Source organism: Seohaeicola zhoushanensis (genome assembly GCF_014656415.1).
GTDB lineage: Bacteria > Pseudomonadota > Alphaproteobacteria > Rhodobacterales > Rhodobacteraceae > Seohaeicola_A > Seohaeicola_A zhoushanensis.
In genome coordinates this window covers 101,343-120,391 of sequence record NZ_BNCJ01000009.1, presented here as the reverse complement: position 1 = coordinate 120,391, position 19,049 = coordinate 101,343, and the positions used below count along the sequence as shown (strand labels likewise).

The following is a 19,049-nucleotide window of genomic DNA, read 5'->3' as shown; positions in this document are numbered from 1 at the left end:
GTTTCCCTCTCTGAGGGAATCAACCGGACCGGTCCTTGCGCTTCGACAGACTAAGACTGAGCGGCTTCAAGAGCTTCGTCGATCCCACCGAACTGGTGATCGCCGAGGGCCTTACAGGCGTGGTCGGTCCCAACGGCTGCGGCAAGTCCAACCTGCTCGAGGCGCTGCGCTGGGTGATGGGCGAAAACCGCCCCACGGCCATGCGCGGCGGCGGCATGGAAGACGTGATCTTCGCCGGGGCCGCCACCCGCGCGGCCCGCAACTTCGCCGAAGTCAGCCTCATCATCGACAACAGCGAACGGCTGGCGCCCTCGGGCTTCAACGAGTCCGACCAGCTTGAAATCGTCCGCCGCATCACCCGCGACGTCGGCTCGGCCTACAAGGCCAACGCAAAGGACGTGCGCGCCCGCGACGTGCAGATGCTCTTCGCCGATGCCTCCACCGGCGCGCATTCCCCGGCGCTGGTGCGCCAGGGCCAGATCTCCGAGCTGATCAACGCCCGGCCCCAGGCCCGCCGCCGCATCCTCGAAGAGGCCGCCGGCATCTCGGGCCTCTACCAGCGCCGCCACGAGGCGGAGCTGAAGCTGAACGGCGCCGAGACCAATCTCGCCCGCGTCGACGACGTGATCGAGCAGCTGGCCCAGCAGCTCGGCCAGCTCGCCCGCCAGGCCCGGCAGGCCGCCCGCTACCGCGAAATCGGCGAGGCGCTGCGCCTGGCCGAAGGCCTGCTGCTCTACCGCCGCTGGCGCGAGGCCGACGAGGCGCGATCGGCCGCTGAAACCGCGCTGCGCGAGCACACGACCGCCGCCGCCCGCGCCGAGGCCCATGCCCAGCAATCGATCAAGGCGCGCACCGCCGCAGAAACCGCCCTGCCTGGCCTGCGCGAGGAAGAGGCCATCGCCGCCGCCGTGCTCCAGCGGATGCTGGTCGAACGCGATACGCTCGCCGACCAGGAGAACCGCGCCCGCCAGACGATCGAGACCCTGAGCGCCCGCGCCGCCCAGCTCGCCCGCGACATCGACCGCGAGAACGGGCTGAACAAGGACGCCGGCGACACGCTGCAACGGCTCGAATGGGAGGCCCGCGAGCTGGCCAAGGCAGGCGAAGGCCATGACGACCGCCTGGCCGAAGCGGCCGACGCCTCGGCCGAGGCCGCCGACGTGCTGCGCGACCGCGAGGCCACGCTCTCGGAAGAGACCGAGGACGTCGCCCGCCTCGCCGCCCGCCACCAGTCGGCGCAACGCCTGCTCGACGACAGCCACAAGATGCTGGCCCGCGCCGAGGGCGAGGCCGCCAAGGCCCGCGCCGCCGTCGAGGAATCGCGCTCGGCCCTGACCCGTGCCTCCGAGGCTTTCGAAGCCGCCCGCGAGACCGAATCCGAGGCGATGGAAGCCGCTGTCGAGGCCGAGGAGAACCTCGCCGCCGCCGATGCCGCCCGCGCCGAGACCCAGGCGCGCGAGGTCGAGGCCCGCGCCCAGCGGTCCGAGGCCGAGGGCGAGGCCGGCGCGCTGCGCGCCGAACTGGCCGCGCTGATGAAACTGCTCGACCGGGACACCGCCGAGGGCGGCCAGGTGCTCGACCTGATGAAGGTGACGCCCGGTTACGAGAAAGCGCTTGGCGCGGCGCTGGCCGATGACCTGCGCGCGCCGCTGGCCGAGGAAGACGGCGCCTCGGGCTGGGCCACGCTCGACGACTACAGGACCATCCAGCCGTTGCCGCAGGGTGCGATCCCGCTCTCGCTTTACGTCAAGGGCCCCTTCGCGCTGGTCCGCCGCATCGCCCAGATCGGCCTTGTCGACGAGGACAAGGGCGCCGATCTGCAGGCCGCCCTGCTCCCCGGCCAGCGCCTGGTCTCGACCGAGGGCGACCTCTGGCGCTGGGACGGGTTCCGCTCGAACGCCGAGGATGCGCCCAGCGCCGCTGCCCTGCGCCTGCAACAGCTGAACCGGCTGGAAGCGCTCAAGCAGGAAAACGCCGCGGTCAACGCCCGCGTCGAAGGCGCCAAGGCCGCGCACGAAAGCCTGACCCGCCGCCTGGCCGAGCTGACCGAGGCCGACAAGCGCGCCCGCGACGCCCGCCGCCACGCCGACCAGGCCGTGGCCGAGGCCGCCCGCGCCCTCAGCCGCGCCGAGGCTGAGCGCAACCTCGCCCAGGGCCGGCTCGAGAACCTCGGCCTCGCCGTCAGCCGGCACCAGGAAGACGCGCTCGCCGCCCGCAGCCAGGTGAACGAGGCCCAGGCCGCGCTGACCGATCTCGGCGACCTCGCCAGCGCCCGCGCCCGCATCGACGACATCCGCCAGACCGTCGAGGCCGCGCGCATCACCATGCTGACGCGCCGCTCGGCCCATGACGAGATCCGCCGCGAGGGCGAGGCGCGCACCCGGCGCAGCCAGGAAGTGACCAAGGAACTCAGCGGCTGGCGTCACCGCCTCGAAACCGCCGGCAAGCGCATCGCCGAACTCGAAGCCCGCAAGCAGGAGACCGAGGACGAGCTCGAGATCGCCCGCGCCGCGCCCGAGGAAATCGCGATCCAGCGCGAGGAACTGGCCGAACACATCACCGAGGCCGAGATCCGCAAGGCCAAGGCCAGCGACGCGCTCTCCACCGCCGAAGGCGCCCTGCGCGACGCCGGCCAGGCCGAGCGCGACGCCGAACGCGCCGCCTCCGAGGCGCGCGAGACCCGCGCCGCCGCCACCGCCCGCGCCGAGGCCGCCCGCGACAGCGTCTCCCACGCCGCCGAGCGCATCGCCGAGGAACACCAGCTGACCCCGTCGCAGCTGTTGACCCAGCTGGGCGCCGATCCGACCCAGATCCCCGACGCCGAGACGCTCGAAGCCGAGGTGAACCGCCACAAGCGCCAGCGCGACGCGCTTGGCGCGGTCAACCTGCGCGCCGAGGAGGATGCCAAGGAAGTCCAGGCGGAATACGATAACCTCACGCACGAGAAGGCCGACCTCGAAGAGGCGATCCGCACCCTGCGCTCCGGCATCGCCAGCCTCAACCGCGAAGGACGCGAACGTCTGCTGACAGCCTTCGAACAGGTCAACGGCAACTTCTCGATGCTGTTCCGCCACCTCTTCGGCGGCGGGGAGGCCAACCTGGTGATGGTCGAAAGCGACGACCCGCTCGAAGCCGGGCTCGAGATCATGTGCCAGCCGCCGGGCAAGAAGCTTTCGACGCTCTCGCTGCTTTCGGGGGGCGAGCAGACGCTGACCGCGATGGCGCTGATCTTCGCCGTCTTCCTCGCCAACCCCGCACCGATCTGCGTGCTCGACGAGGTCGACGCGCCGCTCGACGACGCCAACGTGACCCGCTTCTGCGACCTGCTCGACGAGATGTGCCGCCAGACCGACACCCGCTTCCTCATAATCACCCACCACGCGGTGACGATGAGCCGGATGGACCGGCTCTTCGGCGTCACCATGATGGAACAGGGCGTCAGCCAGCTTGTCTCGGTCGACCTCAAGAAGGCCGAGGCTCTGGTCGCCTGAGGCAGCGGCGGGGTGAACCCCGCCCTACGGCGTCCCGCGCACGGGAGCATTGGCGGGAGGCCCGACCCGGTCGACCCAGCTGCGCAACGCGTCGCGCGCCTGTGGCTCCATGTAGCCCTGCGCCGGTTCCGACAACAGGCCCTCCGCGTTCAGCAGCGTCTCGATCAGAACCCAGTAGCGTTGCGGCACCTGTTTCACCATCGCGACCAGCTTGTCCTCCTCAACCGCCCCCGGCGACATGCTCATCCCGTCGAGGATCGCGGCAGCGACCTCCGCCTCGCTGAAATCGTTCAGACGGGAATTGGCGAAAACGCCACCGAAGGCGGTCAGCGCCGCGCCGTCATGGCCGTCGCCGTAATGGACCACCACTTCGCCGATCCCCTCGCGCAGGGTGATCTTCTTGTCGATACCGTCGAAACGGAACCGATAGGCGATGCGCTTGCGCGCCTCGACCGAACCGGCGGCCGCCGCCCGGCGCAACCAGTCCAGCGCCTGTGCGCGATCCTTCGGGATCCCGCGCCCATCCTCTTGTACCGAGGCCAGCGCAAGCATGGCCTCCGTATCGCCCAGCTCCGCGCCCTTGCGCAGCATTGCCTGCGCGGCCACGTCGTCCTGGCGGAAGACGATGCCCTTGGCCAGGAAGTCGCCATGCAGGGTATAGGCCTCGGCCACATTCGCGGCCTCGAGCCGTGCCAGCAGCTCGGTGGCCTCGCGCGCGAAGAGCGCGCGGTTGGCCTCGGTCGAGCCGAGCTTGGCCCAGCGCCCAGCGATCTCGGCCTGGTAGACCGCGATGCGCGGATGGACGTCCTGGAAACGGCGCACCGCGTCGAACCAGAGTTTCTCGTCGCGGAACCCTTCGCGGTTGGCCCTGAGCAGCCGCACGAGGGCCAGAGCCGCACCGAGGCGGCCGATATCGGCATCTTCCTGCAGGGCATAGAAGATCGGCTCGGGCCGCGGGAAGGTGACGCGATAGGTCAGCAGCTGGCGGGCCAGCTCCTGCCGGGTGTCGATGTCATAGGTAGCGATATCGCTCATCAGAGTGAGCGCGCGTTGCGGCAGCCGCGCAAAGGCGCCACCCCAGAGGTGCTGGCGGCCACGTTCAGCCCGGGCCTCGTGGCTGTCGTCACCGGCCAGCAGGGCCTCTGCGCGTTTCACATCCCGCGCACCGCCCTCGCCGCGCAACAGCATCCCGGCAAGCGGCAGGGCGGCATGGCGATTGCCGGCCACCGCCGCCTCGAGCAGCGCGCGTGCCGCCGCCGGGTCGCTGCGCGACAGCGCGCGGGCCTTGGTCCCGATCGCCTGCGTTATCCCCAGCGCCAGCGCCTCCTCGGCAAGCTGTATCGCGCGGGCCACATCCTCGGGGGTGGCATCCGGCGCCTCGACCAGGGCGCGGGCGAGCAAGTGGTCGAGTTGGCCGCGCTCCGCCGGGGCCGTGGCCTCGATCAGCCGCATCAGCCAAGCCTGCGCGCCGCGCGGATCCCGCGCCACCGAGTCGCCCTGCAGCAGGGCGACCGCCAGGATCGCCTGCGCCTCGGCATCGCCCTGACCGGCCGCCTGGCGAAGCCCCTGCTCCGCCTCCGCGCGGGTGACGATGTCGTCGCTGCCCTCCCAGGGCGGCAGGCCACCACGTGGCTTGTCGCGATAGGCCGTCCACAGCAGATGCTGCGCCGCCATGTCCCCGCTCGCCGCCCGCTTGCGCAGGCGTGGCACGTCATCGATCGAGAGCTTGCCGAAGAACTGCGCCGGGATCAGCCGCGCCTCCTGCGCCAGGACTGCGGCGGGGCCGAAGACAAGGCCGAGGGAAAGGACGACGACCAAGGAGCGTAGCGGCGGCATGTAAATCTCCTCTCAGTTGAACGGGTCGAAATCGTTCAGACGACCTGTCGGGCACGCAGCGCCTTCTGCATCATGTGGAACACCCCCCAGAACGGGAAGGCGAGCAGCAGTGCGGCGGCCCCTGCGTCGAAGGCCACCCGCGCGCTGCCGAAAATCTCGGCGAGGGTGCCGGCCAGCCAGGGCGCGCACATCATGATCGCGTAGTAGAAGGTGAAGAATATCCCCATCCCGACCGCGCGCGTTGCCGGTGTCAGCACCTGCGCGGCAAGGCTCATCACCGGCCCCGCGCCCAAGCCGCCGACAAGGCCCATCAGTGCGAAGATCACCGTCACCGCATCGCTCCGCGACGCCAGCAGCATCGCCAGCGCAAACCCGGCGAGGCTCAGCGCAATCACGCCGCCGGGCCGGCCACTCTTGTCCGCGATCACGCCGCCCAGCACGACCGAGAGGGCGGCAACCCAGAGCACGATGCTCGTCACCGCCCCGGCGGCGATCATGGAATAGCCACGCTCGGCCAGCATTAGCGACCCGAAGGAGAAGACCACCGCCAGCCCGGCGTTGTAGAGCCCCCAGACCGATCCGGCGAGCAGCAAGGCGACGATCACCCGCGCATCCGGCCAGCCGGTGGCGGCTGCTCCACTCGTCGGTACGGCGGGCGGCGGCGCATAGAGCAGCGCCATCCCCGCCAGGGCAACCGCGCAATACACCACCACGGCGAGAACGCCTGCGACCAGACCGGCATATTCGGCAAGGCCCGGCAGGACCACCAGCGCCAGCGCGATGCCACAGGGCCAGGAATTGACATAGATCGCCATCGCAGTGTTCATCTCGCGCCCGGCGAACCAGTCGGTGACCATCTTGGTCATCACCACGTTCATCAGGATGCCACCCGCCCCACCGATCAACCGTCCGGCCAGCAGTATCTCCCCGTTGCGCGCGGCCACCATCACCAGCCCGCCCACTGTCATCAACGCCAGCCCGGCCAGCACCACACGCTTGTCGCCGAACCGGCGCGCGACGGTGCCCCCGGGCAGCGCCAGGAAGATCCCCGGCGCCTGGTAGATCCCGATCAGCAGCCCGATCTCGGCTACCGTGAGGGCAAAGCTCTCGATGAACAGAGGCGCCAGCGACGGCACCAGCTGGAACTGGACGCCCATTCCGGCGCGAACGAGGAAGAGCAGTGCGAGGATGATCCACCTGTTGTGCAGCATCCCCGTTTCCCCCTGCTAGAGCCGCAACAGCAGCTCGGAGGTCGGCCAGCCATCGACCACCATACCCAGCCGCGCCTGTTCCGCGCGCACCGCGTCGCGGGTCCTCTGGCCAAGGATGCCGTCCACCTTGCCCACGTCATACCCCCGCGCAACCAGCTTCTGCTGCAGCGCCTTCATCTCGGCCCCCGCCAGCCCGGCCTCGGGGCTGCGCGCGTCAAAGACCGGCGCGCCCTCCAGCCGGGTTGCGAAATAGGCGGCGGTCAGGACATAGACGAAACTCTGGTTCCACTCAAAGTAGACCCTGAAATTCGGATAGGCGATGAAGGCCGGCCCCTTGTGCCCCTCGGGGATCAGGATGGCCCCGGTCAGCCCCGGCGCCAGCGCGCCGCTGCGCGCCTTGACACCCAGCGCCGCCCAATCCGCCGTGCTGCGGTCCTCCTGCAGGCCCGTCAGCGACCAGTCAAACCCCGCCGGCAGCACCACCTCCTGCAACCAGGGCTCGCCCCGGCGCCAGCCGAGGCCCGACAGCATCTTCCCGCCCGACATCAGCGCATCCGGCGCCGATGTCTTCAGCCTGACATGCCCGTCGCCATCGCCGTCGACGCCATTCTCCAGGATATCCGCCGGCAGCATCTGCACCATGCCGATCTCGCCCGCCCAGGCCCCGGTCGTGGTTGCCGGGTCGAAGTCGCCATGCTCGAACAGCTCCAGCGCCGCGAAGATCTGCGGGCGGAACAGCTCGGGGCGGCGGCAGTCATGCGCCAGCGTTACCAACGCGTTGCGCGTGTTGAAATCGCCCTGCACTGCGCCGTAATCGGTCTCGAAGGCCCAGAAGGCCAACAGCACCCCGCGGGACACGCCAAATTCCCGCTCGATCCGGTCGAAGACGGCGTCATACTTCGCCGCATTCGCCTTGCCCCGGTCGAGCCGGCTCTGCGAGATCAGGCGGCGCGCGAACTCGGTGAACGGCTTCTGGAAAACGCCCTGCGCCCGGTCGGCCTTGAGCACGCCCCCATCCTGCGCCACGCCCCGGAAGAAGGTGTCGACCTTGCCGGCATCATGCCCCTTGGCCACGGCCTCGGTCTTCAGCCCCTGCACGAACTCGGGGAACGATCCGCCGCACTGGGCGGCGACCGGACCGGCGGTCATCAGGAAAAGGCCGAACAGGGCAGGAAGTCGCATTCGCAATGGTCCAATAACACAGGTCAGTCGAAAGGCATCAACAGCGCAAGTGATGCCACAAGGGTGCAGAAAATCAAGGCAATACGCCAGCTGCGCCACAGCAGCAGGACCCCGGCGTCGATGTCGTCGGCCCCGATCGCGCGCCGCCCGGCGCCGTTGACCCAGGGCAGCTCGCGCATCTCCCCGTCATAGCTGCGCGGCCCTGCCAGGGCCACTCCCAGCGCCCGCGACATCGCCGCCTCGGGCCAGCCCGCATTGGGCGAACGGTGCCGCCCGGCATCAGTGAAGATCCCGCGCCAGTCGCGCACCCCTGCGGGCAGCGCGATCATCAGGCAGGTGAGCCGCGCCGGAACCAGGTTCAGCAGGTCGTCCATCCGGGCCGAGGCCCAGCCGAACTCCTCGTAGCGCGCATTGCGATAGCCGATCATGCTGTCGGCGGTATTCACCGCCTTGTAGAGCAGCAACCCCGGCAGCCCGGCGACAAGGAACCAGAAGGCCGGCGCGATCACCCCGTCCGAGAGGTTCTCGGCCGCGCTCTCCAGCGCCGCACGCGCCACTTCAGCCTCGCCTATGGCGCCGGTGTCGCGGCTCACGATCATCGCGACCGCGCGCCGCCCCTCGGCCAGCGACCGGCGCAGGCCGCTCGCCACCGCCGCCACATGCTCGACCAGCGACCGCTGCGCCAGCAGGATGGCGGCCGCCAGCACCTCGACGACCGGACCCAGCCGCGCCAGCAGCAGGCCCAGCGCGATTGCGCCCCCCATCAGCACCAGCAACGTCAGCACGCCCTTCAGCCGCCGCGCCTCGCCCCGGTTCAGATCCCGGTCGAGCGCGCCGACCACGCGCCCCATCAGCACCGCCGGATGCGGCAGCCGCGACCAGAGCCAGGCCGGCTCTCCCAGCGCGGCGTCCAGCAGCATCGCGAGAACCAGCAGCGCGGCGTTGCTCACAGCGCCGCGTCCAGCTGCGCCCAGCCCTCGCCATCGGCGAGACCCAGGCGGATGTGTTCCCGCGACCAGGGGAAGATGCGCGTCCAGACCTGGCCTCGCGCCAAGCGGTCCTGCCAGCCCGCCGCATCATCGACCCGATAGAGCCGGAAGAGGTCGGTTCCCCCGGCCAGCTCGGCGCCCTTTGCGGTCATCATCCGGTCGAGCCGCGCCGCATCCTGCGCCAGCCGCGCCCTCGTGTCCTCGGCCCATGCCGGGTTCGCCAGCGCCGCCGCCCCGACCCGCAGCGCCGGGCCCGACACCGGCCAAGGGCCCAGCATCTCGGCCATGCGCGCCAGCGTCTCGGGGCGGGCGATGGCAAAGCCCAGCCGCAACCCTGCCAGCCCCCAGAACTTGCCAAAGCTCTTGAGCACCACCACCCCCGGCCGCTCGGCCAGATGCACCAGCGTCTTCGCCGGGGTGACATCGCAGAAGCTCTCGTCGATCACCGTCAGCGCCGCATCCGCGTCGCTTTCGGCCCATAGCCGACCGTCGGGATTGTTCGGATGTACCAGCACCCGCGCCTGCGCAGGCCCCTCGGACACCACCGTCCAGCCCTGCCCGGCAAAGGCCGCCGCGTGCTCGTTGTAGGTCGGCCCCTCGATCCGCACCCGCCCCGGTGCCGCAAGCCCAGGCATCCGCGCGATCAGCGCCGAGGCGCCGTGCGCGGCCAGCACCCCTGTCCCCTCCGGCACCCGCCAGAAACTGCGCGCCGCCGCCTCCAGCCGCGCCTGCGCGCGCGCATCAGGCAGCGCGGTCCAGTCGGTCGGGGCGAAACCGGTTACCGGGTAGGGACGCGGATTGATCCCGGTAGAGAGGTCCAGCCAATCGCCCCGCGATCCGCCCCAGCGCGCCGCCGCCGCATCGACGCCGCCGCCGTGGTCGCGGACCGGCACAGGAGCTTGGTGGTCTGCGGGCATTGCCAGGCACTCCTCGGCTGCACAAGGTGTGCCCGGTTCAAGCGGAAACGCGCCAGAATCGCAAGCAATCTGTCCGGCCATGACGGCCCCCGGCCCGAATTAACCGTTTGTTAACGAGATAGACGGATCAAGGGTTCGGGCAGACCGTCAGCTCTCGGACGCGCCGCGCCCACCCAAGGTGCCGGATCAAGCGCATGAATGTCCTGATTGTCGAAAGCCGACACGAACTCGGAGTGCTCTGGCAGCGCCACCTGCAGCGCCAGGGCGCCGAGGTGACTCTCGCCCACGGCCAGGAAGAGGCGATCGAGGCCCTGCGCAACGACAACTTCCAGATCATGGTGCTCGACCTGGTCCTCGCCGAGGGCAGCGCGCTGGCGGTCTCCGACTTCGCCAGCTACCGCCGCCCCGAGATGCGGGTGATCTTCGTCACCAACACCACCTTCTTCTCCGATGGCTCGATCTTCGCCCATTCCTCAAACGCCTGTGCCTATGTCCAGAGCGCCACCCCGCCCGAGGACCTGGCGGCGATGGTCGAACACTACGCCCTGCCCGGCTAGCCACGCCCGTGCGGCGCGTCATAGTCCAGCACCGGGTTGATCGGGATGATCCGGTGCGGGTTGATGCTCGCGTGGCTGTAGTGGTAGTGCCGCACGATATGGTCGAAATGCACCGTCCCGCGCACCCCCGGCCACTGGTAGAGCGCGCGGGTATAGGCCCAGAGATTGGGATAATCGACGATCCGCTTCCGGTTGCACTTGAAATGCAGGTGATAGACCGGATCGAACCGGATCAGCGTGGTGAACAGCCGCCAGTCGGCCTCAGTCAGCGCCTCGCCCATCAGGAAGCGGTTCTCGGCAAGGTGATCCTCCAACCAGTCGAGGCTTTCGAACAACGGCACCACCGCCTTGTCATAGGCGGCCTGCGAGGTGGCAAATCCGGCCTTGTAGACCCCGTTGTTGACGGTGTCGTAGATCCGCGCGTTCACCGGCTCGATCGCCGCACGCCGCGCCGCCGGCCAGAAATCCTGCCGGTCGCCGGTGATGCTGTCGAAGGCCGAGTTGAACATTCGGATGATCTCCGCGCTCTCGTTCGACACGATCCGCCCTTGCGCCTTGTCCCACAGCACCGGCACCGTCACCCGCCCGGTCATGTCGGGGGTGTCGCGCGTGTAGACCTCGTGCAGGTGGTCGTATCCGAACAGCGCATCCCCCGTCGCCCCCGCGAAATCCGTCGAGAAGGTCCAGCCCTTGTCCAGCATATCCGGATGCACGACGCTGACGGTGATATGCGGCTCCAGCCTCTTGATCGCCCGGAAGATCAGCGTCCGGTGGGCCCAGGGACAGGCATAGGAGACATAGAGGTGATAACGCCCCGATTCGGCGGCGAAACCGCCCTCGCCGCTCGGGCCGGGCCTGCCGTCGGCGGTGATCCAATTGCGGAACGAGGCCTCAGAGCGTTTGAACTCGCCGCCCGTGGCCTTTGTGTCGTACCACTTGTCCTGCCACTTGCCGTCGACCAGAAGGCCCATCTGCGCATCTCCTCGTTGCCGTTTCGACCAGCAACATAGGGCTTTTGCAGCGCCACCCCATCCGGGCAGAGCGCGCAGAGGGGTCCGCAGATGCGCACAATGCAGGCATGGAACCCTGCGGCTGTCAGAGAAACGAAACAATATGTCGTTAACTCTGCGCTTGATTTTGAATCCGACTGGTCCATCCTTTCGAGTCGGGGCTTGGGAGTGCTGTGCGATGACCACGTTTTTGTCCAGGGAAGTCCGCGAAGGTCTGGAGGCCGCCCGCATCGCGGCCCTGCGCAAGGCCAGCCGCCTGCGGGTGCAGGTCGGCGACGATATCTACCCCGTGCTCGCGCTCTGGAAGAACGGCTTCTCGGTGGCAACCGAGGACGCCTCGCACTTGCGCGGGCTCGTCGATCTCTACGAGGGGGCGAACCACCTCTACCAGTGCCTGATCGTCGCCTCCGAAGCCGAGGCCGGCGAGATGCGCTACGAGTTCAAGCGCCTGACCCAGGCCCATGACGCACCGCCGCTCGACTTCTACCGCGACCCCGGCGCACCGGTGGGGCTGATCCCGCGCCTCTAGGCCCGAGGTCCACGCCTGCGACAACCCGCGCATCGGGGGCGCTGCCCCCGGCTCCCTGCGGTCGCCTCCCCGGAGATATTTGGAAAGAAGAGAAAACAGGGGGCGCGGCGCCTGCCTGACCTCAGGCGCCGAGTTGTTGCAGCAGGGCCGCCGCCGCTGCCTGTTCGGCCTGCCGCTTGGAGGTGGCCGAGGCCCGCGCCTCGGTGCCATCGGCCAGTCGAGCCGCGATAGTGAAGACCGGGGCGTGGTCGGGGCCGGTGCGCGCCACCGCCTCGTAGCGCGGCGGCTGTTCGCCGCGCGCCTGCAGCAATTCCTGCAGCGCCGTCTTGGCGTCGCGGGCATCGGCCTCGACGGTGTCGATGCGCTTGGCCCAGTGCCGCAGGATCACCCCGCGCGCCGCATCGAGCCCGCCGTCGCGGTAGACCGCCGCGAGCACTGCCTCCATCGCGTCGCCCAGCAGCGCCAGCTTGCGCCGCCCGCCCGACATCATCTCGGAGCGGCCCAGCTTGAGCACCGCGCCAAGGTCGATGTCGCGCGCTACCTCGGCACAGGCCTCCTTGCGCACCAGCGCGTTGAAACGGGGGGCCAGCTGGCCCTCGGTCGCGCCCTTGTCGTGGTCGAGCAGCGCATCGGCCATCACCAGCCCCAGCACCCGGTCGCCCAGGAATTCGAGCCTCTGGTTGTCGGTACGGGTGGCCGAGGACATCGACCCATGGGTCAGCGCGCGCACCAGCAGCTCGGGGCGGCGAAAGCTGTAGCCCAGCCGGTCCTCGAAGGCGCGCATCTCGGCGGACAGTTTCATCGCACTGCCCCTGCGGCCACCCGCGGCCGCGTGGATATCCGCGCCGCCGCTGCCCTCATTCGATCGCCTTGAAGAAGCGATCCCCCCGCCAGGTCCAGAAATAGAGCATCGACCGTCCGGCGGAGGAGAACATGATCCGGTCGGCGCGGCCGATCAGGTTCTCGTAGGGCACGAAGCCGACGCCACCGGCGGTCTGCTGCACGCGGCTGTCGGTGGAGTTGTCGCGGTTGTCGCCCATGAAGAAGTAGTGCTTCTCGGGCACCACGAAGACGCCGGTATTGTCCAGCGACTGGTTGCCCACGTTGAGAATCTTGTGCGAGACGCCGCCCGGCAGGGTCTCGACGAACCGCTGCTTCTCGCAGGTGGCGCCAAGCCCTACCACGCCGTTGGCGCACATCGGGGTCGACCCCTGAGGGCCCTGCGGGGAGAAGGTCTCCGCGAAGATCCCGTCGTCCTTCACCTCGACCGGAACGTCGTTGATGATGAGCCGCCCGTCGGTGACCTGGATGCGGTCGCCCGGCAGGCCGATCAGCCGCTTGATGAAATCGTCGCCGGTGACCGGGTGGCGGAACACCACCACGTCGCCGCGCTCGGGCTCGCTGCCGAGGATGCGCGAGTTGTCGCCGCGCATCCAGCCGCAGATGTCCTCGGCGTCGATGTTGATGCCGAAGCCTGGCAGCTTGAGGCTTGGGCAGGAGGCGTAGGAATAGCCGTAGCTCATCTTGTTGACGAAGACGAAGTCGCCGATCAGCAGCGTTTCCTTCATCGACCCCGAAGGGATCCAGAACGGCTGGAAGAAGATCGTGCGGAAGACACCTGCGATCAGCAGCGCATAGACGATGGTCTTGACCGTCTCGACAAAACCGTTGCGCACTTCGCCCATGACCTGCCCTTTATGCTGGTTCCTGCCCTGCGCGCTACATGCGGCGCGGGGCGGGTGAAGTCAAGTTGTGCCGCCCGCGCGGGCTCAGGTCGCGGCCAGCGGCCGCGCCTCGATCACCACCATGGCCTGCGCCCAGGGGTGATCGTCGGTGAGGGTGACGTGGATGATCGCTTCGTGACCCGGCGGGGTCATCGACTCCAGCCGCTGTTTCGCCCAGCCAGTGACATGCATCACCGGCTGCCCGGTGCGCAGGTTGGTGACCGACATGTCCTTCCAGGCGATCCCCATGCGCAGCCCGGTGCCCAGCGCCTTGGAACAGGCCTCCTTCGCCGCCCAGCGCTTGGCATAGGTGCCCGCCGTGTCGCGCCGGCGCTCGGCCTTGCGCTGCTCGGTCTCGGTGAAGACACGGTTGCGGAAGCGGTCGCCATGGCGGTCGAGCACGGCCTGGATGCGGTCGATATTGGCCAGGTCGGTGCCGATGCCGAGGATCATGGTGGGGGTTCCCGTTGCTTCCGAGGCGCCATATTGCCGCCCCCGCAAGCACGGGCAAGCCGAAATGCGCGGCGCCCCCATGGCGGCGCCGCGCGCCGGTCAGATCACTTGACCGGGATCATCAGGTGTTCGTAGGGCGTGTCCTTCCACATCACCCAGGGCTGGGTCATGTCCATCTCATCGCCAGGCCGCGGGTAATCCATCGCCTTCTCGGGAAGGTTGAAGATCATCACATGCGGCGGCTCCATCGCCGGCTCGGTCCCTGCAGGTAACGTGCCGTAGGGATCGGTGTTGCTGGGGGTGCCGCCCCCCGCCAGCATATAGCCGAAGCCGACCTTGCCCGCCGGCGGGGTTGTCTTGTTGATCCAGGCCTCGGCCCAGGCCACCCCGTTCTGATCCAGGCACATCGGGTTGTGGCCCGGCGTCGGGTCATCGGCGAAACAGACGAAGTTGCTGGTGCCCTCGCGCAGCGTCCGCAGGCTGCCGTCCTCGTTGAAGGCCATGATGGTGGCCACGGCCCCCACCGCCGGCGGCGCGGCGCTCATCGCCTCGGCGATCAGCTCCTCGTCGTTTGCGGCAAGCCCTGGCAGCGCCAGCGCGGCCAGCAGCGCGGCCGATGCGGCGGTGGTCTTCGGAAGTCGGGAAAGCATGGCAGTCGTCTCCTTTCGACTCGATTGCGAAGGCAGACAGTATAGCACATTTCCCGGCAAATTGACGCAACGTCAACCGCAGGCGACGGGCGTCAGACCGGCGCGCCCCGCCAGAACAGCAGGCGCAGCCCGGCCAGGGCGAAGAAGGCCGAGAATCCCGCCTCGATTCCCCGGCGCAGCCGGCGATAGCCCGTCATCATCCGTGGCCGCGAAAACAGCAGCGCCCAAGTGCAGGCGTTCAGCGTGCCGATGGCGGCGCACATAAGCGTGGCCGTCAGCACCGCCGCGCCGCCCTGCTCGGGCCCCATCCCGACCGAGAGCGCCGCCATCCAGGCAAAGACCGCCTTGGGGTTCGACAGGTTCAGCAGCACGCCGCGCAGGAACCAGCGCCCCGGCGGAATGTCGGGCGCCCTGACGTCGCCGCCCTTCAGCGCGGATCTCCCGGTCTGCCAGGCCAGCCAGAGCAGATAGGTCCCGCCCGCCAGCTTCAGCACCACAAGCGCCGTCTCCGAGGCCCGCAGCACCGCGCCGAGCCCGAGCGCCGCAAGCACGCCCCAGAAGGCCAGCCCCAGCGACAGCCCCGCGGCAAAGATCAGCGCGGTGCGCTGGCCCTGGGTCAGCGCAACGCTTGCCGTGGCCAGGTTCGCCGGCCCCGGCGACGAGGCCACCACCACGAAGGCCGCCGCTATGGCGCCGAGGTTTCCAAGATCCAGTCCTGCCATCATCTCCGCGCTCCCCCCGACAGGGCCGGCCAAGATGCCCGAGGCCATTCGGCCACGCCCCTGGAAGAGTGATAGCCCCCTTCCAGCCACGGACAAATCGAATTATGGCGCGGTGGCGCCGGAGGCCCCTACCCCCGTGCCTCGTCCATCAGACGGCGCATCTCGGCGATTGCCGGGACCAGCCCCCGGAAGATCGCCTCGCCGATCAGGAAATGGCCGATGTTGAGCTCACGCACCTCGGGGAAGGCGGCGATCGGCTTGACCGTGTCATAGGTCAGCCCGTGGCCGGCATGCACTTCCAGCCCCAGCGAATGGGCATAGGCCGACATCTCGCGCAGGCTCGCCAACTCGCGGTCGCGCGCCTCGAAATGGCCCTCGGCATGGGCATCGCAATAGGCGCCGGTGTGCAGCTCGATCACCTCGGCGCCGATCCGGTGCGCCGCCTCGATCTGCTTGGCGTCGGCGGCGATGAAGATCGACACCCGGCAGCCCGCCTCGCGCAGCGGCGCAATGAAATGCGCCAGCCGGTTCTCCTCGCGCGCCACTTCCAGCCCGCCCTCGGTGGTGCGTTCCTCGCGCTTCTCGGGCACGATGCAGACCGCGTGCGGCTTGTGGCGCAGCGCGATCGCCTGCATCTCGGGCGTGGCCGCCATCTCGAAGTTGAGGGGCACGGTCAGGCCCGCCATCAGCCCGTCGATATCGGCGTCCGAGATATGCCGGCGATCCTCACGCAGGTGCGCGGTGATCCCGTCGGCCCCGGCCTCCTCGGCCAGCTTCGCGGCGCGCAGCGGGTCGGGATAGGCGCCGCCACGGGCGTTACGCACGGTGGCGACGTGGTCGATGTTGACGCCAAGGCGCAGGGAACGGGTCTGGGACACGGGACGAATCCTTCAAGGGTCTGTTCGAGACCGGAAGCTAGACGATTGCCGCGCCAAGGCAAACCGCTCAGGCCGGCTGGCGCAGGATCCGCGGCACCTTGAACTCGACATTCTCGACCGCCGTCTCGACATGGTCGACGGTGACGTCGAACCGCGCATTGATCGCCTCGATCACCTCGTTGACCAGCGTCTCCGGCGCCGAGGCGCCAGCGGTCAGGCCGATGGCGCGGGCGCCCTCGAGCGCGCGCCAGTCGATATCACCGGCCCGCTGCACCAGCTGGGAATACCCACAGCCGGCGCGGGCCGCGACCTCGACCAGCCGGCGCGAGTTCGACGAGTTCGGCGCGCCGACCACCAGCATGGCGTCGACCTTCGGCGCGATGGCCTTCACCGCCTCCTGCCGGTTGGTCGTGGCATAGCAGATGTCTTCCTTGTGCGGGCCGACGATGGCCGGAAACCGCGCGCGCAGCGCCGAGACGATATCGGCGGTGTCATCGACCGACAGCGTGGTCTGGGTGACGTAGGCAATCCGCTCGGGGTCGCGCACCGCGACCCTTGCCACGTCATCCACCGTCTCGACCAACAGCACGTCGCCATCGGGCAGCTGGCCCATGGTGCCGATGGTCTCGGGATGGCCCTTGTGGCCGATCATGATCATCTGCAACCCGTTCTCGGCATGGCGCTGCGCCTCGATATGCACCTTGCTGACCAGCGGGCAGGTCGCGTCGACATAGACCATCTCGCGCCGCGCCGCTTCGGCCGGCACCGATTTCGGCACGCCATGGGCCGAGAAGATCACCGGCCGGTCCGGCGGGCAGTCGTCCAGCTCCTCGACAAAGACCGCGCCCTTGGCGCGCAGCCCGTCGACCACATAGCGGTTGTGCACGATCTCGTGGCGCACATAGACCGGCGCCCCCCATTTCTCGAGCGCCATCTCGACGATCTTGATCGCACGGTCGACACCGGCGCAAAAGCCGCGCGGAGCGGCAAGGAACAGGGTCAGGGGCGGTCTGGTCATGTCTCTACCTCGTTCCGCCACAGCTAGGCGCGATGGCCGGCGGCGTCCAGAGGCAATGCCCCGGAAAGGCAAACGCCGCACAGGCCGGGGCCTGGGCGGCGTTGACGCGTCACCGGACCGGCGCCCCCCAAGGCGCTGGTCTTCGCGACGACTTACTTGGCTGCGGCGACTCGCGTGTCGTCAGAGGACGAGACGTCGCGCGGAGGGCGGCCGATCACCTCTTTCAGTTCTTCGAGCTCGATGAAATTGTCGGCTTGCCGCCGCAACTCATCCGAGATCATCGGCGGCTGGCTGCGGATGGTCGAAACCACCGAGACCCGAACGCCCTGGCGTTGCAGGCTTTCCACCAGCGGACGGAAGTCGCCGTCACCCGAGAAGAGCACGATGTGGTCGACGCGCGGTGCCAACTCCATGGCATCGACGGCAAGCTCGATGTCCATGTTGCCCTTCACCTTACGGCGTCCCATGCTGTCGGTGTATTCCTTCGCCGGCTTCGTGACCATGGTGAAGCCATTGTAGTGGAGCCAGTCGACCAGCGGGCGAATCGGCGAATACTCGTCGTTCTCCAGCAGGGCGGTGTAGTAGAAGGCGCGCAACAATTTGCCACGTCTCATAAATTCCTGGCGAAGGAGTTTGTAATCGATGTCGAACCCCAGCGCCTTGGCCGCTGCATACAGGTTCGATCCATCGATGAACAGCGCAAGCCGTTCGTCTTTGTAAAACATCAAATTGTCCTTCCGGTAGGCCGCTGCGCCGTTGTTCCGTGAGTGAGTGTAAAAATTCCGGCGGGGCGTTACGGTAAAATAAGTCAACTGAGTCCTGCTGCAAGTGTAAAGACTTCACGTCATGCCGTCAAAATTGATCGTATTCCGGTCAGACTATGTGTTCGCGATGGGTGGAAACCTGGATTCCGAGCTGGGTACCCCTGCGGAAACCTTGATCGCGGCGGTCTCCGCCCTATCGCAGGAGGGCCTGCTGATTCGCGCCGTGAGCCGTTTCTACGTCACGCCCTGTTTTCCCGCCGGCGCGGGCCCCGATTATGTCAACGCGGCGCTCCGGGTCGCCGGCCTGGACGACCCCGCGGCCGTGCTCGCGATCCTGCACGGGATAGAGGCCCGCTTCGGCCGCGTCCGCGAAACCCGCTGGGCGGGCCGCACGCTGGACCTCGACCTGATCGCGGCCGGCGACAGGGTGCTGCCAGATGCCGAAACCCAGGCCGCATGGCGCTGCCTGCCCCCCGAGGAACAGGCGCGCCACGCGCCCGACCGGCTGATCCTGCCGCATCCGCGGCTGCAGGACCGCGGCTTCGTGCTGGTGCCGATGCGCGACGTGGCCCCCGATTGGGTGCATCCGCTGCTGGGGCAGAGCGTCCGCGAGATGTGCGACGCCTTGCCAGCCGCGGAAATCGCCGCTATCCGGCCAATGTGATCGTCGAAAGCCTTGTCAATCCCGTATTACATCGTTAGGTAGCGGGCTTCCGTCAGGACGACCGATAACTGTTTCAGGAGCGATGCGATGGCCCGCGTGACCGTTGAAGACTGCGTGGACAAGGTACCGAACCGGTTCGAGCTGGTAATGCTTGCCGCACACCGTGCGCGCGAGATTGCTTCCGGCGCGGCGCTGACCATCGACCGCGATAACGACAAGAACCCCGTTGTGGCTCTGCGCGAAATCGCCGACGAGACGCAGCGCGCCGACGACCTGCGCGAGCGCCTGATCGAGAGCAACCAGAGCCAGATCGAGGTCGACGAGCCCGAAGAGGATTCGATGGCTTTGCTGATGGGGGCCGAATCGGACAAGCCGGTCGATGACGACATGTCCGAAGAGAAATTGCTGCGCGCGCTCATGGAGGCCCAGGGCCAGGGCTGAGTGCGCCGTACCA

General features: G+C 68.6%; 19 protein-coding genes. 5 read left to right on the top strand and 14 right to left on the bottom strand.

Annotation, left to right across the window (positions count from 1 at the left end; all coding sequences use genetic code 11):
• The first annotated feature begins 35 nt into the window (after window positions 1–35).
• Window positions 36–3,491: a chromosome segregation protein SMC gene (gene smc / locus IE266_RS15680; protein WP_189681048.1), complete on the top strand. Its 3,456-nt coding sequence runs from the start codon at window positions 36–38 to the stop codon at window positions 3,489–3,491.
• Between the two features lie 24 nt (window positions 3,492–3,515).
• Here the strand turns inward: smc and IE266_RS15675 are convergent, their stop codons facing one another.
• Genes IE266_RS15675 through IE266_RS15655 form a run of 5 tightly spaced genes read right to left on the bottom strand, consistent with a single transcriptional unit; the run spans window position 3,516 to window position 9,626 of the window.
• Entirely contained in the window at window positions 3,516–5,327 is a 1,812-nt protein-coding gene (locus IE266_RS15675; protein ID WP_189681047.1) for a tetratricopeptide repeat protein, read from the bottom strand.
• 35 nt (window positions 5,328–5,362) lie between these two features.
• Window positions 5,363–6,538 carry an MFS transporter gene (locus IE266_RS15670; RefSeq protein WP_229864166.1) on the bottom strand — a complete coding sequence of 392 codons (1,176 nt, stop codon included), beginning with the start codon at window positions 6,536–6,538 and terminating at the stop codon, window positions 5,363–5,365.
• 15 nt (window positions 6,539–6,553) lie between these two features.
• A complete protein-coding gene (locus IE266_RS15665; RefSeq protein WP_189681046.1) occupies window positions 6,554–7,720 on the bottom strand; it encodes a lytic murein transglycosylase in 1,167 nt (388 codons plus the stop codon).
• Between the two features lie 23 nt (window positions 7,721–7,743).
• Complete coding sequence (gene cbiB, locus IE266_RS15660; protein ID WP_189681045.1) at window positions 7,744–8,670, bottom strand: adenosylcobinamide-phosphate synthase CbiB; 927 nt, start codon at window positions 8,668–8,670, stop codon at window positions 7,744–7,746.
• A complete protein-coding gene (locus IE266_RS15655) occupies window positions 8,667–9,626 on the bottom strand; it encodes a threonine-phosphate decarboxylase (RefSeq protein WP_189681044.1) in 960 nt (319 codons plus the stop codon). Before IE266_RS15655 ends, cbiB begins: the two co-directional genes overlap by 4 nt.
• A 194-nt stretch (window positions 9,627–9,820) precedes the next feature.
• Between IE266_RS15655 and IE266_RS15650 the strand changes: the two genes are divergently transcribed.
• The gene (locus tag IE266_RS15650; RefSeq protein ID WP_189681043.1) at window positions 9,821–10,183 is read left to right on the top strand and encodes a response regulator transcription factor; all 363 of its coding nucleotides are present in this window, start codon (window positions 9,821–9,823) and stop codon (window positions 10,181–10,183) included.
• Here IE266_RS15650 and IE266_RS15645 read toward each other — a convergent pair.
• On the bottom strand, window positions 10,180–11,154 hold the full coding sequence (locus IE266_RS15645; RefSeq protein ID WP_189681042.1) for a glutathione S-transferase family protein: 975 nt from the start codon (window positions 11,152–11,154) through the stop codon (window positions 10,180–10,182). The genes IE266_RS15650 and IE266_RS15645 overlap by 4 nt on opposite strands.
• Before the next feature lie 217 nt (window positions 11,155–11,371).
• On the opposite strand from IE266_RS15645, the gene IE266_RS15640 reads away from it, so the two are divergent.
• Window positions 11,372–11,722, top strand: a complete 351-nt coding sequence (locus tag IE266_RS15640; protein ID WP_189681041.1) for a hypothetical protein — start codon at window positions 11,372–11,374, stop codon at window positions 11,720–11,722.
• A 121-nt stretch (window positions 11,723–11,843) separates the two neighbouring features.
• Here IE266_RS15640 and rnc read toward each other — a convergent pair whose 3' ends face one another.
• The 8 genes from rnc to IE266_RS15600 form a co-directional block, all read right to left on the bottom strand.
• Window positions 11,844–12,524 carry a ribonuclease III gene (rnc, locus tag IE266_RS15635; protein ID WP_189681040.1) on the bottom strand — a complete coding sequence of 227 codons (681 nt, stop codon included), beginning with the start codon at window positions 12,522–12,524 and terminating at the stop codon, window positions 11,844–11,846.
• 55 nt (window positions 12,525–12,579) lie between these two features.
• Window positions 12,580–13,407 carry a signal peptidase I gene (lepB, locus tag IE266_RS15630; RefSeq protein WP_189681039.1) on the bottom strand — a complete coding sequence of 276 codons (828 nt, stop codon included), beginning with the start codon at window positions 13,405–13,407 and terminating at the stop codon, window positions 12,580–12,582.
• 84 nt (window positions 13,408–13,491) lie between these two features.
• Entirely contained in the window at window positions 13,492–13,899 is a 408-nt protein-coding gene (acpS, locus tag IE266_RS15625) for a holo-ACP synthase (protein ID WP_189681038.1), read from the bottom strand.
• A 104-nt stretch (window positions 13,900–14,003) separates the two neighbouring features.
• On the bottom strand, window positions 14,004–14,549 hold the full coding sequence (locus tag IE266_RS15620) for a hypothetical protein (protein WP_189681037.1): 546 nt from the start codon (window positions 14,547–14,549) through the stop codon (window positions 14,004–14,006).
• A 92-nt stretch (window positions 14,550–14,641) separates the two neighbouring features.
• Window positions 14,642–15,274: a LysE family translocator gene (locus IE266_RS15615; RefSeq protein ID WP_229864164.1), complete on the bottom strand. Its 633-nt coding sequence runs from the start codon at window positions 15,272–15,274 to the stop codon at window positions 14,642–14,644.
• Between the two features lie 125 nt (window positions 15,275–15,399).
• On the bottom strand, window positions 15,400–16,149 hold the full coding sequence (locus IE266_RS15610) for a pyridoxine 5'-phosphate synthase (RefSeq protein WP_189681036.1): 750 nt from the start codon (window positions 16,147–16,149) through the stop codon (window positions 15,400–15,402).
• 67 nt (window positions 16,150–16,216) lie between these two features.
• Entirely contained in the window at window positions 16,217–17,167 is a 951-nt protein-coding gene (gene ispH, locus IE266_RS15605) for a 4-hydroxy-3-methylbut-2-enyl diphosphate reductase (protein ID WP_189681035.1), read from the bottom strand.
• Window positions 17,168–17,319: 152 nt separating this feature from the next.
• Window positions 17,320–17,892, bottom strand: a complete 573-nt coding sequence (locus tag IE266_RS15600; protein WP_189681034.1) for a LabA-like NYN domain-containing protein — start codon at window positions 17,890–17,892, stop codon at window positions 17,320–17,322.
• Between the two features lie 166 nt (window positions 17,893–18,058).
• Here IE266_RS15600 and folK point away from each other — a divergent pair, with 166 nt between their 5' ends.
• Window positions 18,059–18,595, top strand: coding sequence for a 2-amino-4-hydroxy-6-hydroxymethyldihydropteridine diphosphokinase (folK, locus tag IE266_RS15595; protein WP_229864162.1), 537 nt, complete (start codon window positions 18,059–18,061; stop codon window positions 18,593–18,595).
• An 87-nt stretch (window positions 18,596–18,682) separates the two neighbouring features.
• Window positions 18,683–19,036, top strand: a complete 354-nt coding sequence (gene rpoZ, locus IE266_RS15590; RefSeq protein ID WP_189681032.1) for a DNA-directed RNA polymerase subunit omega — start codon at window positions 18,683–18,685, stop codon at window positions 19,034–19,036.
• Window positions 19,037–19,049 lie beyond the last annotated feature (13 nt).

What these genes read in the sequence shown, in the direction of transcription:
- rpoZ (WP_189681032.1), top strand. Translation starts at nt 18,683, where the DNA reads ATGGCCCGCGTGACCGTTGAAGACTGCGTGGACAAGGTACCGAACCGG.
- IE266_RS15665 (WP_189681046.1), bottom strand. Translation starts at nt 7,720, where the DNA reads ATGCGACTTCCTGCCCTGTTCGGCCTTTTCCTGATGACCGCCGGTCCG.
- acpS (WP_189681038.1), bottom strand. Translation starts at nt 13,899, where the DNA reads ATGATCCTCGGCATCGGCACCGACCTGGCCAATATCGACCGCATCCAG.
- ispH (WP_189681035.1), bottom strand. Translation starts at nt 17,167, where the DNA reads ATGACCAGACCGCCCCTGACCCTGTTCCTTGCCGCTCCGCGCGGCTTT.
- IE266_RS15650 (WP_189681043.1), top strand. Translation starts at nt 9,821, where the DNA reads ATGAATGTCCTGATTGTCGAAAGCCGACACGAACTCGGAGTGCTCTGG.
- IE266_RS15675 (WP_189681047.1), bottom strand. Translation starts at nt 5,327, where the DNA reads ATGCCGCCGCTACGCTCCTTGGTCGTCGTCCTTTCCCTCGGCCTTGTC.
- folK (WP_229864162.1), top strand. Translation starts at nt 18,059, where the DNA reads ATGGGTGGAAACCTGGATTCCGAGCTGGGTACCCCTGCGGAAACCTTG.
- IE266_RS15655 (WP_189681044.1), bottom strand. Translation starts at nt 9,626, where the DNA reads ATGCCCGCAGACCACCAAGCTCCTGTGCCGGTCCGCGACCACGGCGGC.
- rnc (WP_189681040.1), bottom strand. Translation starts at nt 12,524, where the DNA reads ATGAAACTGTCCGCCGAGATGCGCGCCTTCGAGGACCGGCTGGGCTAC.
- IE266_RS15600 (WP_189681034.1), bottom strand. Translation starts at nt 17,892, where the DNA reads ATGTTTTACAAAGACGAACGGCTTGCGCTGTTCATCGATGGATCGAAC.
- IE266_RS15645 (WP_189681042.1), bottom strand. Translation starts at nt 11,154, where the DNA reads ATGGGCCTTCTGGTCGACGGCAAGTGGCAGGACAAGTGGTACGACACA.
- IE266_RS15640 (WP_189681041.1), top strand. Translation starts at nt 11,372, where the DNA reads ATGACCACGTTTTTGTCCAGGGAAGTCCGCGAAGGTCTGGAGGCCGCC.
- IE266_RS15670 (WP_229864166.1), bottom strand. Translation starts at nt 6,538, where the DNA reads ATGCTGCACAACAGGTGGATCATCCTCGCACTGCTCTTCCTCGTTCGC.
- lepB (WP_189681039.1), bottom strand. Translation starts at nt 13,407, where the DNA reads ATGGGCGAAGTGCGCAACGGTTTTGTCGAGACGGTCAAGACCATCGTC.
- IE266_RS15620 (WP_189681037.1), bottom strand. Translation starts at nt 14,549, where the DNA reads ATGCTTTCCCGACTTCCGAAGACCACCGCCGCATCGGCCGCGCTGCTG.
- IE266_RS15615 (WP_229864164.1), bottom strand. Translation starts at nt 15,274, where the DNA reads ATGATGGCAGGACTGGATCTTGGAAACCTCGGCGCCATAGCGGCGGCC.